A 13959-nucleotide genomic window follows, 5' to 3' on the forward strand; every position below is an offset into this window, starting at 1 on the left:
GTCTCTGGAGGTTGGCCGCTGAAACCTGGCCCGGCGGGTTACTTCCCAAGCTCAGCCAGCACATCATCGTCACTGATTTCGGCAACCTCAGTACCGCCATCCATGCCGAGGAACTTCAGTTCGCCCTCGAGCTCGCGCTCAGCCTGAGCGACCCATACCTGCCGCACAGCCCTTTCCTCTTCGGATCCGGCTGTTGCGAGCCGGGCGCGCTCACGCAATAAGCGCTCATGGAGTGCCACTAAATGCGACGTGTCTGCACTCTGATTTCGGTTGGCCACGCCAGGTGATTGATGCTGGTCACCGACACTGGGTGGAAACACTGCATCGGGCGGCAATTCCGTCCAACCGAATTGCACACGCCGAGCATCGGGCTTGATTGCAAGAACTTCCTTGTACCGCGCGAGGCGCGGAGCGTTGTTCCGGTGGTTAGCCTGGAGCAACTCTCGCATTTCGCTGACTGGCAGACCCTTGTCTACCGCGTACTCGGCCAGCCTGGCAGGATCTCCAAGCAGCTGCTCACGCTTGGCTTGTTCCTGCTCCATCGTCAGCACCCGCGCCGTCAACTGCCGCTTGTTCAACCCGACGATCTCGGTGTCAAACTCTGCCGTGTCCGATTTCATGTTCATTTCCGTACCCCTCCTGAAAGGAGCACGAGCAAACCCCATCAGGGCAACTCGTGCCCCAAGGCGTTGATGCTACTGCTCAGACCGTCACAATTTCTTTCCAGGAATTTCTGGAAAGAGCCTGCTCATTCTCGGCAGATCCTCTGTTGAATCGAAGGTGACACGATGCCCACAGCCGACAAATGTCGATTGTGGGCACGGTGCGGCTTGCATTAGAGCTTGCGCCACGTCTCGCGGCGGATTGGATTGAACACCCAGTTCGCTTCCAAATCACCGAACTTCGCATCCACCACCTCTGCCGGCAGCCGTCCGAGAACGATTGCCTGGAAAGTAGCGTCATCCAGAGAGAGCCCGACCTTCGTCACTTGCTCTGCATAGGTCTTGTAGAACAAGTCCTTACAACGCATCAAGTAATCGCTTGGTTTGGGCAGCGGCAGCTCGAGGAGGTGAGCCATGACCGCTTCGGACTGGTACAGCACTGCAGCGTTGCGAATCACCAGCACCAGCGACAGAAGGCCTCCAGTTACCTGGACATCATGCGGGTGAAGCTTATTGATCGACATTTCCTGCTCCGAAAAGGAATCAGCGAAGCAGGCGCCCCATGGGGTCACTAGCCCCGCATGGGTTGAAGAGATCCACCTGGCGGTGAATAGAACCGCAGCCGGTTGGCAGCGGCAGGCTGGCATTCGGCCCAGCTACCGTTGGAATTCGTTGGAAGGATAGCACGACAATTCCCAACAGGAATCTGTTTGTTTCTCCACCTTCAAACCGTTCTTGGGCAGGCTTGAACGCCGAACATTGTTCGGTATCGTTTGATCTGTGATCGGCGCCACGGCGCAATGCCCGCGCAAACCATCTTGAGAGTGAAGAATGCGTACCGAACAGGAAGTGATTGACCAAACCAATGCCCTTGCGCGAAAGCTCTACGAGATCCGCGGGTACACGGCACCCGAGGGCTACCGATTCGATCGTGCGACCCATCCGCACGAAGCGGAGGCATGGCAAGGGGCCTGCGCCGCACAGGTCATGTTGACCGACACCGACCCCGAAGACGCTTTGTCCAATCTCGAATAACGAAGTGAGAGCCAGAAGACGAACATGGCAAACCCCACTATTGACCGCATTCTCGAAACGAAGGGCATCAATGAGGCCTACAGTGCTGCGTGCCAGCTCATTCGCGACCAGCAGGCCGAAATGAACGCCTTGTATGCCTCTCGATTTTTCGAGGTGCGCGTGCTCGACGACGGTAAGAAGAAGCTGTGGCCAACCACAGAAGCTGCGATCAGCCGGGCATTCGACCTGCAGGACTGCTTTGACGGGCCGCTCCCGGACTTTTTCTACTGCGATCAGGATGGTCAGTTGCATGCAGTGTCAGTGGGCGCACAGAGGCCCATGAATACGGATGAAGAGTGCCCGTTTCACTATGCTTCGTCGGCCCTGCTGGCCAACGGCCAGGTCGTCGGCCACGTCATCTACACGGATCACTGATGCCGTTTCGCACTGAACGCCGGCAGGACGCACCCCGCCCTCCCGGCAATCCTCCGCCGGCCGATATCAAAGCTGCCCGGTTACGCGCTGGCATTTCCCAGGCTGCAGCTGCGCGGCTCATCTACAAGACGACTCGTGCATGGGAATTGTGGGAAGGCGGCGCACGACGCATGGACCCTGCATTCTGGGAACTGTTTCTCATCCGGATTTCGGGTAATGCTGCGTAATGGGCATTGCTCGACGCTCGTCACGATCGCACCATGATCTGGGTTACCAAAGAGGGAATGTCGATGTCTCGATCAGCACCAGAAATCACGCGCACACGACCAGCGGGCCCTGATCACCAGGTGGTGACATCCGAGGGCGGGAAAGGAAGCTATCGACGTCGCCCGTGCGACAAGTGCCCATGGCGCGTCGACGCCGTTGGGGAGTTTCCGGCCGAGGCGTTTCGTCATTCGGCGGAGACGGCGTACGACATGAGTTCCCATACTTTTGCCTGCCACGATTCCGGCACGAGCAATCCTGCGATGTGCGCCGGCTTCCTACTTCGGGGTGCGGCACACAACCTCGCGGTCCGACTCAAGATGGTTAGAGGCGACAGTTTCAGCGACGTGGTCGATGGCGGCCACGAGCTTCACGAGAACTATCGTGCGATGGCGATCGCAAATGGCGTGGCGCCGGACGATCCAGTTTTGGGTGCCTGCCGGGACTGATTTCGACCACGGGACTCAACAACACTGGCTATGCCAGCTGCAACCACTGCGGCGCAGAGTTTCGGTTGTTCACCATTTTCAACCGCGACATGCAGGGGCTATGCAAGGTGTGGAAGCGCCGCCACGAGCGCGTCTGCTCGAAGAGAACACCGAAGGAGCGTCGTCAGTGGGCACGACCTTACACCGGCACAGACCGATTTGAGAGCGCAATTACCGTCGATCTATCCCACGTTGGTTTCATCGACGCGCCGCCGTGCAAACCACGAGTGGAGTGAGGGTAGACGTCGGCACTCACGCTTGGGAAGACCCCGTCTGGAGCGCACCATAGCGCCTGGTGACGCACATGGGCGAGCACCCGGCTCCGCTCAGGTACTAAAGTATCATTTGCTTGTGAAATTGCACTTTGGTGCAAGTCAGAAGTGATACTAAAGTATCATCCTCGCGCCGGTTGATACTTTACTACTACTTCTACACACCCCTTGGAAAGTTTGGAAGATGGTACTAAAGTATAATTTCGATCAGCAATGACACTTTAGTACCACCATGATCACTTTGGGCGAAGTTTCGAAGGCGCTCGCCGAGCGCGCGAGCAAGCGTCGGTACGGCAAGATGCAGCTCGCCGCCGACGCAGGAGTCACATACAGGACACTCAGCCACGTGCTGAGCGGCGACCAAGACTTCAAAGTGTCCACGCTCATGGCGGTGGCCGACCGGCTTGGCTTGGAGTTGGTGTTGGTACCCAAAGAGGCGCGTGCAATGTTTCCGTCCGGGAATAGTGCCCGTTCGACCGTTGAGCGCCCACAACTCCGCATTGATGGTCTGAAGGCCTCACTCCGAGGTAGCGAATCCGGAAAGGAACGGACTTCGGGAATCCAAAGCAAAGTCCAAGCGCGACTGGCACGTGTGCGCAAGGGAGGCGCGTGATGCTGTTTCGCGCCCTGGCAATCAACATCGGCACGCTGCGTGTCGGCACCCTGTTCAAGTACGGGACGGATGACCCGATCATTCGCTTCGTCGCGAGCGACGACTACATCGACCTGCCGCAACCGCCGACGCTCTCCCTCTCTATGCAGGCGGCAGACCCTGCTCAGCAGCGCGCGTTCTGGGCAGATGTCACCCAGCCGGTATTCAACGGCAGCTACTCGGCCAAAAAGGACGCCTTCCTCCTCCCGGCATTCTTTCAGGGATTGCTGCCGGAGGGCGTGTTCCGCGACCACATCGCAGCGGAACGCAAGTGCGAACCGGATGATCACTTTGAAATGCTCGCTGCCACGGGGCGAGACCTGCCTGGTAACGTCTCCGCGCGTCCCGTTGAGCTCGACTTCCAGGAGGTCGCTCACCTGGTCACACAGGACGCTGATTCGCTCGAAATGAGCGTAGTCGCTGAGCCGATGGAGGACGGCATGTCGGTATCAGGCATGCAAGCCAAGCTGGGCGTCTTGAAGGAAGGCGACCGCTACGTGGCGCGTACCAAATTGCAGGACACGCACATCATCGCCAAGCTGCCGGTGGTTGGTTACGCCCTCCTCCCGGAACTTGAAGACCTTTCCCTGCGCCTTGCAGCCGCAGCCGGCGTCACGGTATGCGAGGTCACGCTCGAGCCGTTGGAAAAGCTCGCCGTTGAGCACAATTACGACTTGGGGGATGAAACGACCGGCAAGACAAACTTTCTGGCCGTCACGCGATTTGATCGGTCCCCTGGTGGCCGTATCCACGCGGAAGACTTCGGGCAGATTCTGGAGATTCAGCCCGAGAACAAATACCGCTCGAGCTACTTCGACATTGCCGCCGTCATGTTGGACGAACCCACACTTGGCGAACCGGCGATCCATGAGTTGCTGCGCCGGATCACCGTGAACGAGTTGCTGGGAAACCCCGACATGCACATCAAGAACATCGGTGTGCTCTACCTGGACGGTGTAAGCCCAACGCTTTCGCCAGCGTACGATATCGTGGCCTACAGCGCCTACAACAACCGCCAAGGGCACGGGCTCTACATCATCCCGCCAGAACTCTTGCCGCCGCCGCCAAAGGATAAGCCTGCACCGAAGCAGCGCTTGAGTCCGACAATCCTACGCAGATTCAGCGAGAACCTAGGCTTGCCCGAGAAACCTTTGGCCACAGTCGTTATGCAAACCGTGCAAAACGCGGTCAAGGCGTGGCCGCAGATGATTGAAGAGTCGAAACTCACTGCCCGGCAGAAGGAAAACTTGTTGGCCTTCTTCAACAGCCAACCCATGGTGGCGTCCGCCCGTGCACGTCTGGAGCGCCACGCAGCAGCATAGCTCACGGCCAACCGAGAATAGCGGCAGTCGGCCGCCGACGCGAGCACATGCCCTCGGCGGAGCCGCTGCCTACCTGAAGGCCATGATCGCCAACGCGATCGCAATGCAAGGGCCTACCCACTTCACGATGCCGTGAATTTTGTCCAGGCTCGCGATGAGATGATCGATGGCCGTCGCCACAGGATCATTCCCCGCGCCGGCGGCCGGGGCAACGTCCTCATTCAAAAGGCTGTCATCTGCGCTCTGCAGCGCGGCCGTGGGGCCCGCTTCTGCCTGATTCGCATCGGCCTTACGCAGATCTCTGCTAGACGATGCAAAGTGAATCGATTGCACTGAGCCGGTGGCCAGCTCCGGGAGATCAATCGTGTTATCCCGCTTGTTGGGTCGGATGAACAGATGGCCTCGCGACGACACCGGCGCCATGGTGTGCTCGGTTGTATAGAGCCCACGCAATGAGAGACTCAACTGCATATCGTGGATCTCGCCGTTACGGACTTCCGCGACAAGGTTCTCAATGAATGGCTTCGGCAAGTAGCATTCGACCCACCATTCGTCGCTGTTCCCGATCTCCCAATCGCCTCTGTTAAAGCCCAGCATCGCGCGACCCAACTGGCCAAACTCGAACCCGTCGGGCCCGGGTTCGGGCGCCTCACGAGTTGCGCGCGGTTCCTCGGCTCCAAGAACAATGGACAGTTTTCGGACTTTCGAGGTGGGGTCGCCGACCACCGAGATCGAATAGTCCTCGAGCACCGCGGTACCTCGGACGCGCGTTACCAGCTGCGGCAGATCACCCTGTTCCTGAGGCTCCCTCAGGAAAGTCAGCAGTTCGAGCGTCTGCGCTTCCAACCAGATGCGGCGGTTCGGATAGTAAGTGTGCGACTTCCCTTCCGTGTCGGTGTACTGAAGCTCACCACCGCCGATGTCCTTCACGTCCACAACGACTTTCGGTTGCCCACGTGCCATGCCGCCTCCCCAAGGTTGAACCCGATTCTTCTATGCCAAATGATACAGCCGCGATTGATGGCCTGACGCGCGGTCCGTGGCGCCGTTTCCCCCTCTAGCAATGTGGTAAGTCACCAGGTCTATGCGCATGGCAAACCCGATCGCATGGGGCGCGCAGGCTTTGCCGGCAAAGGTGGCTTTGAAGGACATGTTGGCCGGATATTCGCCAGCGTTCGGCGGACCCGATCGCGCGCGGAAGCACGCTTCAAGATGGACGGGCGTGTCCATTTCGGGCGTGCCCGGAACGGAATGGAATCACTGCGCTGATCCGGATCGCGCGCAGGCCGCTCCCAGGAGATGGCCGCTGCTCGGTTAGCGGCTTTGCCTCAGTGGTCGGATGAATTCCTCGCGTTCCCCAGCAGCTGAATGCCCCAAGGGGTGACAGCGTGATCTTCCGCGCGCTTCACGCTTCTTTCCAGGCGGGCCTGCCGGCGACGGCTTGCCCGCAGATCCGTCCTAATGGTGTGGATAGCGAGATCGCAGAATGGTCATGGCTAGCCGCGATAGCACTACATACAGAGCGCCAACAAAACAGTACAGGAACGATGGGAAAAGGAAGAAGCCGAGCATCTCATCTTGGCCGAAAAAGACCAACCAGCCAGTGATGACCGCACTGAGAAAGATGAGGACTTCAGCAGCGTTTGCCGCACGCTCGAGGATTCGGCGTTTACGCTCGTTCATGGCCATGCCCCCTACGGCGATGCCAAAACAACACTCGGCGCGCAAGAAACCAAATCGCGGGCACAGTCAAAGCGCCCAGGGCCGACCATGGACCAATCGCCGCCCTGCCCACCGTCACGTACACGAAGTGCATGGCCATCAGCCAGATCGCAAGCGACGCGCAGGCAAACAGCCAAGTTCTGCAGCCGATTACTTTTTCCATAGTGGATTCCTTAGCGGCTCTCGCCGTGGATTTGGTGACCAAAGGATCCATCTACCGCACCGTCGGCTTTGTCGCTATTGGCATCTTTCGTGCCGACAAAGACGCTTCCAAGGAAGGTGCAGAAGTTCATCATGAAGAGATACGCGACGACGCCAGCTGCCGCCTGCATGGCCACGGCCGTCAATCCATTACCTGGGATCTTCAGCGTACACAAGACAAGAATCACCAGGAGCCCGAAGGTGAGTGCCGCATTTTTCTTAGCTGCCATGTTGTGTTCCTAAGAGGTTGTTCGTTTGGCGTTCCGCAGGCCTATGCCGAGCCGACCAGGTTCCAGGCTAGAACGAAGATTGCGACGAGGACCTGGCCGCCTACGTACCCGCCGAAAATGCCCAGCGCTATTGCGCTTGCTTGCGATCGTCGCGTTTCGCCATTCATCCGCGAGGTGAGCGACAAGTAAACGGCGCACGGAAGCGCAACCCCGAGTGGACTCGCGAACGTGACGATGCTCCTGCTATAGCCGAGGTAAAGCACCACGTAGAAGCACGCGAGCATGAACAGCACGCCGGCCGTAACGGCAAATGCGACCACACGCGAATCCCGATCGAACTTGGCGCCCGCCATCGGCTGCGAAGGCACTGGCGTTGTGGCATCGGTCGAAGATTCAAAGACAGATTTGATCGGGAAGCGTGTACTCATGGACTTTTCCGAGGCGTCACATCTGTGCATTGCGAACGCGTACCCAAGCGCCAACGCTCGGGTTCTCGATGTACTGGGCCGCCTTCCCCTCGAAGTTGGTCTTGGCGTTGCAATCGATTGCCATCATGTACAGCCGGTCACCTTTCTCGCTCACGAGGTCGAAACTCCGAACACCGTTCTTGCCGTCGCCATCGAATTTCACGGTCGCATGCTCTTCCGTCAGTAGGCGAAGATCCTTGTCGGAAACGCTTGCCAAGCGATGGCTCGCTTCAAATGTACGCAGCACAGCCTTATCGTTCTTGATGCTGATGTGTTCCTGCTTGACCTCGTTATCAAGGTAGCGCGCGAAATCCCCCTCCGGGCTGCACGTTGACGCGGCATGAGCAGCACCTGCCAACGCGACCAAAACGGCTAACACAAGACTCGACTTCAACATTTGTTCTTCCATTTTAGTGTCTGCCGGCGTCCGGCCGGGTGCGGGGCGCAGTTCTCGCCAAGTTGGGTTTTCCTATTTACATGACTTGACGAGGATTCCTGCGCCAGTGCAACCAGCCGTAGGAAATGCTCGCCCCCACACCAATGACTCCTAGCATCATGGCGAGCCAAGACAAAAGTGTTAGCAGCCCAGTCGTCACCAGGTGAAGGGTTGTTCCGGTCTCTGGCAGTACCTGGCTCCACCAGCTCCAGACGATAGCCGGAATTTCGGGCTTCACCATCCCGGCAAAGAGCCATGCAAATAGCATGAGCGTGATACCCCTTTCAGAGGGCTTAGGCGAGCCATAAGCCTGGTCTAGCCAGATATAGGCAGCGCAGCCAATGGCGAAGATGACAAGGACGACGAACGAAAGCAGATGCAACACAGGAATCTCCGATCTTTCCTAGGCCTTCCGGGAGTAGTGGATGCAGCCAAACTGCGGGCCGGTTATCACCATCCCACCGATCACGTAGTCATGCCGCCCAGGATCGGCCGGCTTCGCAATCTCATCCGGAGCCAATTCGTGCGGGCTCAGTTGGAATCGCCCGCAGGCGCCTCGCTCGATGGTGCCCTTCTCTATGTGCTCAAAGGGCTCAAGCCTGCGCCAGCTCGTGCAGTTTTCGCAGGTCTTGGTGCTGCCGTATTCGCCGATCATTGCCAAAACTCTACCTAGTTCTTGGTGACCAAGGACGCATGAAATGCCGCCAGCGATGACACGACGTCAATGCCAACGATATGTAGCACTACACCGGCTACGACCACCATCGCCACCGCAGAAAACAAAGCCTTTCTGAACCACGGCAACCGTTCGTCGAACTCCCGTTGCCGCATTCGCATAAGGTGTGGTCCATAGAGACTATCGTGCAGCCCTTCGTCCACCTCCTTGCGGACGACAACGTTTCGGATGTGAAAAATGCCGATAGCAATCAAAAACCACGCCAAGCTGGCTGAAACAGCAGAGCGGGCAAAGTAGATCGAAAGCACGAGCGCAAAGGTTGGGGCGAAGAGCCACAGCCCGTAGAAGCATCGGTTGGACCAAGTGGCAAGGGGAATCTCGTAGCCACGCACAAAGAGCGATTTCGGGGTCATGCTTTTCCCTTGGAAGAGGTTTCCTTTCGGGATTCTCCAGGCATCACACCTTTCCTTTCTTACCGCACAGTGAGCACACTGCACCGCCTTGAAGCCGCACGCTTCCGTCGCACCTTTCCTTCTCTTGTGTGACGTAGCAACGCTTCTTCTCATTATCAAGATTTCGCTCAAGGCGCCCTTTCAGGAGGCCCTTCTTAAGAGGCTCTGACTCATCCGGTGGGATGGGAGGATTAAGCGGTGGTTTCGACATGGGGTTCCTCGATTGATCGAAGTTTGAGCCAATAAGCTCGGCTCACCTTATGCTCTGGAACGTCCGCGTTTACGCAACATCAGCGGCCGCGGACCCCGTCATTCATCCCGGCGATGCCCGAGAATCAGTGGCGACCAAATCTCGACGAGCAGGGTCACACCGAACGCCGCGACAAACCCGAAGGCTGTCAGCTCGAGTAACAGCACGATTTGCCCCATGGTTGGCACCGCAAACAGCGGTGTACCCCAACCAACGACCAGTCCACTGAGTACGGTCCAGGCGACGAAGAACCACCACCCGATACGTTTCGACTTGCTACGCTGATTCATTTCTCGATTCCTTATGGCCCCGTTCTGACCGCTCTCCCGTGGCATCGACATGGCTTTCGTCGAACTCACAGACGCCGTATAGGCACAGCCCGCAGGCGACCTAACTGTCACCAGCCCATTGGGGCCAGTGCGCAGTGCTTATACGAGCTCATCGTTTCGTACTCGATCACCGTGATTGTCTTTGCCTTCTCGTCAAAGCAGGCAACGAGGTGGGGCATCCGATAGAGCCCCATTTCCACCGACTTGACCAACGTGTTCTGTACCGCGCCCGCGAAATCCCGCGTTCCGTAAAGGACGCCGGCGGCGTTGAATACGTTCGGGTCCACGACGTGGTCGACCTTCGTGTTCCAGACAACCTTATAGGAGCACATGCCGGCATAGTGTTCGACTAGTCCCCGCAGCGTTTTCGCATCGCTCGGCGCCTTGTAGTCGCCATCGACACACGGCGCACCTCGGGACGTCGTTTCCTGCAGGAGCTTGTGATAGTTGGTCGCCACTCCAACCAGACACACCGCGGCCACGATTCCACAAAGAATCCAGCCGAGTTTTCCCCATAGCGTCGAGCGTGCTGTCTGATAAACGGTCACGTTTGCATTGCGCATATTGACTCCTCCCCAGTGTGCAGTTGTCTACTTTTGAATGCGGGCGAGGTCGACGCCGCCAACCTGGTCGATATCGCAGGTGCCTTTCACCCACACCCCGGTCGGCACTTTGTCGAACGGAATGGGGTCTGTCGTCTTGTACTGCGCGAACGAGTAGGCTGTGCCCCCGGGCGTATAGAACCGGCATCCGATGCCCGCGTCACGAAGCGCTTTCGCGTATTCGCTGTGACCGAACTTGTAATACACCTGGCGAACGCCGGTCGCGTCTTTGAGCGTGGTTAGGACAACCGTCGAATCATCCACGGCCTTTCCAGTCAGGAGCGCTTCCTCGCGTTCCCGGATCTTGTTGCTCGACACCCAGTCGGACAAGGCGCTCAGCCTGTCGGCGATACCCCATATGACAAGGCCCAGCACAAGAAGCGATAGCAGAATCGCCCCTGGGGATGTAGCTCGGCTTCGAGCAGTGTTTGCGCTGGAATTGTTCACCGTACCCCCCTTGAATCAGCGCACGCTGCGCTGCTTCAGATTAGCCCAGCCCTTCACCTTTCCCGTCTCGGCGCGATGCACGATTCGTTCCGGTCGCTCAGGAATGGCGAGGTTGTAGTACGTAATGACCTGGCCAAGCTCGTCGTCGCGATGCAACGCGGCTTCGACCACAGTGTCGTCCCACAGCCAGAACAAGTACTGCCCATGATCATCAGGCAGGCCGGCAGTGAAGGTGATGTTCATCGTCGATGACATGGTCATGTGTTCCGCGTCCTCAGCTCATTTGGGGACGCAAGTTGTCTTCAGTACACCGTCTTTCGCAAGCTGCTTTGCCGCTGCCTCGCAGGTGGGCTTGCCGGAAAACTCGGTGGAATGGATTGCTTCGACCTGGCCAGTCATGGAGCTGATGGCGATCATGATGAGAATGTAGGTTTGCATTTGTCAGCAGTCAGTCGAGTAAGCCGTGCTCGCGGAACAGCGTCACATCGTCAGATTCGGCTTTGGTTGGATCACCGCCCGCCGCAAACAGGGTCCGCACCGCCGGCGTAACGCCACCCTCCAGCCGGAGCAGCGCGGCGACGGCACTGAAATATCCCCGCGCCCGCTCGATAGCGGCATCCGGAAGCGTCGTGACAGTCATGCCTTTGCCATTCCCGCGCATTTCGATCCGGACGGAACCGGTTTGGTCGCCTTTGACAACCTGACCGACTTGCCCCTGGATGACAACAACGTTGCCCGCGGCGTCTGTGATGATCCGTGGCATCAACGCGTCACTCCCAAGGCCAATTTGGGCGGGTTTTCCGAGGCGAATCGACATGCAACGTGCCGGGTCCGCCGATACAAACGTAGAAGGTTGCGACGAGCACGAGGAAGACGATGAGATAACGGACCCAGTCTGGAGCCCCGGCGATGTTCACGGCATTTCCGATGGCAAGCACCAATGCGACGGCGCAAATCGTCCAAGCAAGCTTATTCCAGCCCCCCAGGACAAGTCCTGCAAGGACGGTCATAACGGCAAAGAAAGCACTCGTTATCGCAATGATTTTCAGCATATGTGAATCTCTAATATTGGCGCCCTGACGGCACCGCCGCGAAGCAACAGACTCCGCGCCTTCAACAACGCTATATCGGCAAACGTTCTGGATACTTAACCAATGGGGCATTCCAGCCGGTCCAGAGCCCTGGAGACCCACGAATAGCGATACCGCTGGGCTAACTCCCGAGCACGCACCCCTCTTTTACACTTGGGCACGCGGATTTCAAGAGTGGCCTGCGTTTCGGCCTAGACCGGCTTCCGAGACGAGTTCGGATCGAGGTGCGTCCGATTACCGGGTACTCCGGTACCGCGTTCCAATCCGGATTTCCGAATCAGCCGACAGCCGCCGGCGGAAATCAGTTGGGCCGTGCGGGCAGCAAAAGAGGTCAGGGCTTTTCGATGAAACGAGCTCGTTGGCAGCCCCGATTCCCGTTCGGATCCGGCGTATTGCAAAGCGCTCCTAGATCCTTGGATGTCTGCTTTGCGACTACGCCAGGCACGTAGGCGTATCCGATGAGTTTCCTTGGAACCCGATATTCCCAGGTTCCATCTGAGATTTGCTTGAAATAGACGACATCAAGCAAATGCCCCTTCGCCCATTTGTCTGGGACCAGCCCAAGCTGTGCAGCCCGGTACATGAGGAATGAACCGTCTGCGCCTATCTGGAATAGGTAACTCGTACCAAGGAGATACGCAGCTGCAGCAAAAATCACCCCCATCACGATGAGGGCAACATCTTGGCCTTCGACTTTTCGGCGGTTGGGCATCTTCATTCCGTTCGGTTCAGTTCAAGAACCAGTTTAGTGGCGCCGGCGTGCCGCGCGCGGCAGTCGCCTGGACCTGATGTACCTGGTCCGACAGCGCTTTCCCCAATTCGCCAGGAGCGACCTGCTCGATGCATCCCGCCAAGCTGACCGCCGGCCCGGCAAGCTGACACTGCCGAAAGTCCGCAACGGCTTGGGCCTTGTGTGGATCGCCTGAAGCCCACGCGTTTAGCCTTCCCTCCACGAACTCAGAAGACATTGCCGATGCCGCGGTGAACTGCCCTACCACGAACGCGGCCGAGATCGCGATGAGCGTGATGGTGGCATTGCGAGCGATTCGCTCGACGTTGGCCCAGCGCTTGACGTCTTTCATACGGTCCTTCCAGCTCACACCCTGTTCAATTCGATTCATGACCATCTCCTAGATTGGGCACGCTGCCCATACCTAGAAATGGCACCCAGTCGGCAAAACCGGCAACGCAAGTTACACATTTCAACTATTTGGAGAGTCGTGTGGAATCGGGCATGCCGTCGGAACTATCGACTGTGACTGCTCCGCACTCGATTCGGCCGATCTGGATGTCCAGCGGGAAGAGGGTTAGGCCATAGCAAACTGCCTCACTAGTGGCATTGCAGATGTTCCAGGCCTCCTCTGCGGACGTAGCCCCGCACGTGGCGCAACGCCTCGCTTCGGCGCTCGCAATGCTGGGGCTCTGAGGGGTGTTCATGAATGCCTCCACACGTTATTCCGGATCACTCACATTTCCTCTGGATGGGCGGGGATGTCGGGCCGGTACCGGGATCGCCTCCCATCGTCGCTGCGTGTCTCCGGCCAGATCCACCTAACCACTTGGCGACATCCGTGGGCGCCTGCGTGGTGCAGGTCACGACCACTGCCCGGGTAAGGCCCGGTTGATGGAGACTCCGGTTGCCCGCCGCATCCTCACGCCTCAATTTCCTTAACGGATTTCGCAGGAACGCTTGGATCCGCTGCGACTCTTCGCTTGGCGCCGATCCCATTGTGCCGACGCAAAGTTCACGGTGCTCAGGACAAACACCGGAAGCGCGAAGATGAGGAACGCAAAAACGCTCACGGCGAACGCGAGGATATTGCCGTCCAGCAAGAATGTAACGCCCGCGGTGCCGGCGAGGAGCAAGCCAAGGATGCTCGCAAAGAGGAGGAGCGCCGCCGTCCTTTCGGTTCTCCAGAAGAGGCGGATGTCTTCAAGCATTTCGTG

25 protein-coding genes are annotated in these 13959 nt (G+C 58.2%); 6 read left to right on the plus strand and 19 right to left on the minus strand.

Translation table 11 applies throughout. The annotated features are described in order from the left end of the window. Window positions 1-38: 38 nt before the first annotated feature. Entirely contained in the window at window positions 39-620 is a 582-nt protein-coding gene (locus tag DOD19_RS28070; protein ID WP_024979470.1) for a hypothetical protein, read from the minus strand. Between the two features lie 215 nt (window positions 621-835). Then, a complete protein-coding gene (locus DOD19_RS26290; protein ID WP_024979469.1) occupies window positions 836-1186 on the minus strand; it encodes a hypothetical protein in 351 nt (116 codons plus the stop codon). A 307-nt stretch (window positions 1187-1493) separates the two neighbouring features. Here DOD19_RS26290 and DOD19_RS26295 point away from each other — a divergent pair, with 307 nt between their 5' ends. From DOD19_RS26295 to DOD19_RS26325, 5 genes are all read left to right on the plus strand, one after another. Then, complete coding sequence (locus tag DOD19_RS26295; protein ID WP_024979468.1) at window positions 1494-1697, plus strand: hypothetical protein; 204 nt, start codon at window positions 1494-1496, stop codon at window positions 1695-1697. A 24-nt stretch (window positions 1698-1721) separates the two neighbouring features. After that, window positions 1722-2111 (plus strand): hypothetical protein, encoded by a 390-nt coding sequence (locus tag DOD19_RS26300; RefSeq protein WP_024979467.1) that lies wholly within the window; start codon window positions 1722-1724, stop codon window positions 2109-2111. A 260-nt stretch (window positions 2112-2371) separates the two neighbouring features. Next, window positions 2372-2824 carry a DUF6283 family protein gene (locus DOD19_RS26310; protein ID WP_231973527.1) on the plus strand — a complete coding sequence of 151 codons (453 nt, stop codon included), beginning with the start codon at window positions 2372-2374 and terminating at the stop codon, window positions 2822-2824. Between the two features lie 543 nt (window positions 2825-3367). Then, on the plus strand, window positions 3368-3748 hold the full coding sequence (locus DOD19_RS26320) for a helix-turn-helix transcriptional regulator (RefSeq protein ID WP_024979464.1): 381 nt from the start codon (window positions 3368-3370) through the stop codon (window positions 3746-3748). Next, window positions 3748-5109: a type II toxin-antitoxin system HipA family toxin gene (locus DOD19_RS26325; protein WP_024979463.1), complete on the plus strand. Its 1362-nt coding sequence runs from the start codon at window positions 3748-3750 to the stop codon at window positions 5107-5109. The genes DOD19_RS26320 and DOD19_RS26325 overlap by 1 nt, the downstream gene beginning before the upstream one ends. A 69-nt stretch (window positions 5110-5178) precedes the next feature. Here DOD19_RS26325 and DOD19_RS26330 read toward each other — a convergent pair whose 3' ends face one another. From DOD19_RS26330 to DOD19_RS26400, 14 genes are all read right to left on the minus strand, one after another. Beyond that, the gene (locus tag DOD19_RS26330; RefSeq protein WP_024979462.1) at window positions 5179-6072 is read right to left on the minus strand and encodes a hypothetical protein; all 894 of its coding nucleotides are present in this window, start codon (window positions 6070-6072) and stop codon (window positions 5179-5181) included. Window positions 6073-6567: 495 nt separating this feature from the next. Continuing rightward, a complete protein-coding gene (locus DOD19_RS26340; RefSeq protein WP_024979460.1) occupies window positions 6568-6792 on the minus strand; it encodes a hypothetical protein in 225 nt (74 codons plus the stop codon). Between the two features lie 212 nt (window positions 6793-7004). Beyond that, the gene (locus tag DOD19_RS26345; protein WP_024979459.1) at window positions 7005-7262 is read right to left on the minus strand and encodes a hypothetical protein; all 258 of its coding nucleotides are present in this window, start codon (window positions 7260-7262) and stop codon (window positions 7005-7007) included. 41 nt (window positions 7263-7303) lie between these two features. Continuing rightward, window positions 7304-7690 carry a hypothetical protein gene (locus DOD19_RS26350; RefSeq protein ID WP_024979458.1) on the minus strand — a complete coding sequence of 129 codons (387 nt, stop codon included), beginning with the start codon at window positions 7688-7690 and terminating at the stop codon, window positions 7304-7306. Between the two features lie 16 nt (window positions 7691-7706). Then, entirely contained in the window at window positions 7707-8138 is a 432-nt protein-coding gene (locus DOD19_RS26355; RefSeq protein ID WP_024979457.1) for a hypothetical protein, read from the minus strand. 64 nt (window positions 8139-8202) lie between these two features. After that, the gene (locus DOD19_RS26360; RefSeq protein ID WP_024979456.1) at window positions 8203-8550 is read right to left on the minus strand and encodes a hypothetical protein; all 348 of its coding nucleotides are present in this window, start codon (window positions 8548-8550) and stop codon (window positions 8203-8205) included. 18 nt (window positions 8551-8568) lie between these two features. After that, window positions 8569-8820, minus strand: coding sequence for a hypothetical protein (locus DOD19_RS26365; protein ID WP_024979455.1), 252 nt, complete (start codon window positions 8818-8820; stop codon window positions 8569-8571). A 14-nt stretch (window positions 8821-8834) separates the two neighbouring features. Continuing rightward, on the minus strand, window positions 8835-9254 hold the full coding sequence (locus tag DOD19_RS26370) for a hypothetical protein (RefSeq protein WP_024979454.1): 420 nt from the start codon (window positions 9252-9254) through the stop codon (window positions 8835-8837). A gap of 348 nt (window positions 9255-9602) precedes the next feature. Then, window positions 9603-9833, minus strand: coding sequence for a hypothetical protein (locus DOD19_RS26380; protein ID WP_024979453.1), 231 nt, complete (start codon window positions 9831-9833; stop codon window positions 9603-9605). Window positions 9834-9940: 107 nt separating this feature from the next. After that, on the minus strand, window positions 9941-10435 hold the full coding sequence (locus DOD19_RS26385; protein ID WP_024979452.1) for a hypothetical protein: 495 nt from the start codon (window positions 10433-10435) through the stop codon (window positions 9941-9943). A gap of 27 nt (window positions 10436-10462) precedes the next feature. Continuing rightward, window positions 10463-10804: a hypothetical protein gene (locus DOD19_RS26390; RefSeq protein WP_231973550.1), complete on the minus strand. Its 342-nt coding sequence runs from the start codon at window positions 10802-10804 to the stop codon at window positions 10463-10465. 132 nt (window positions 10805-10936) lie between these two features. Beyond that, window positions 10937-11182, minus strand: coding sequence for a hypothetical protein (locus DOD19_RS26395; protein WP_231973551.1), 246 nt, complete (start codon window positions 11180-11182; stop codon window positions 10937-10939). Between the two features lie 18 nt (window positions 11183-11200). After that, complete coding sequence (locus tag DOD19_RS27800) at window positions 11201-11359, minus strand: hypothetical protein (protein WP_197495080.1); 159 nt, start codon at window positions 11357-11359, stop codon at window positions 11201-11203. A gap of 10 nt (window positions 11360-11369) precedes the next feature. Beyond that, window positions 11370-11738 carry a hypothetical protein gene (locus DOD19_RS26400; RefSeq protein ID WP_231973553.1) on the minus strand — a complete coding sequence of 123 codons (369 nt, stop codon included), beginning with the start codon at window positions 11736-11738 and terminating at the stop codon, window positions 11370-11372. Here DOD19_RS26400 and DOD19_RS27635 point away from each other — a divergent pair. Beyond that, window positions 11737-11979, plus strand: coding sequence for a hypothetical protein (locus DOD19_RS27635; RefSeq protein WP_152959368.1), 243 nt, complete (start codon window positions 11737-11739; stop codon window positions 11977-11979). The two genes, DOD19_RS26400 and DOD19_RS27635, sit on opposite strands and share 2 nt — an antisense overlap. A 364-nt stretch (window positions 11980-12343) precedes the next feature. On the opposite strand, the gene DOD19_RS26410 is transcribed toward DOD19_RS27635, so the two are convergent. From DOD19_RS26410 to DOD19_RS26425, 3 genes are all read right to left on the minus strand, one after another. Then, window positions 12344-12730, minus strand: a complete 387-nt coding sequence (locus tag DOD19_RS26410; protein WP_024979447.1) for a hypothetical protein — start codon at window positions 12728-12730, stop codon at window positions 12344-12346. 10 nt (window positions 12731-12740) lie between these two features. Continuing rightward, window positions 12741-13133 (minus strand): hypothetical protein, encoded by a 393-nt coding sequence (locus DOD19_RS26415; protein WP_024979446.1) that lies wholly within the window; start codon window positions 13131-13133, stop codon window positions 12741-12743. 547 nt (window positions 13134-13680) lie between these two features. Then, window positions 13681-13953, minus strand: coding sequence for a hypothetical protein (locus DOD19_RS26425; RefSeq protein ID WP_024979445.1), 273 nt, complete (start codon window positions 13951-13953; stop codon window positions 13681-13683). Window positions 13954-13959: the final 6 nt, after the last annotated feature.

The sequence above is a fragment of the Ralstonia sp. GX3-BWBA genome, from assembly GCF_003290055.1.
In the GTDB taxonomy this organism is placed as follows: domain Bacteria; phylum Pseudomonadota; class Gammaproteobacteria; order Burkholderiales; family Burkholderiaceae; genus Ralstonia; species Ralstonia holmesii.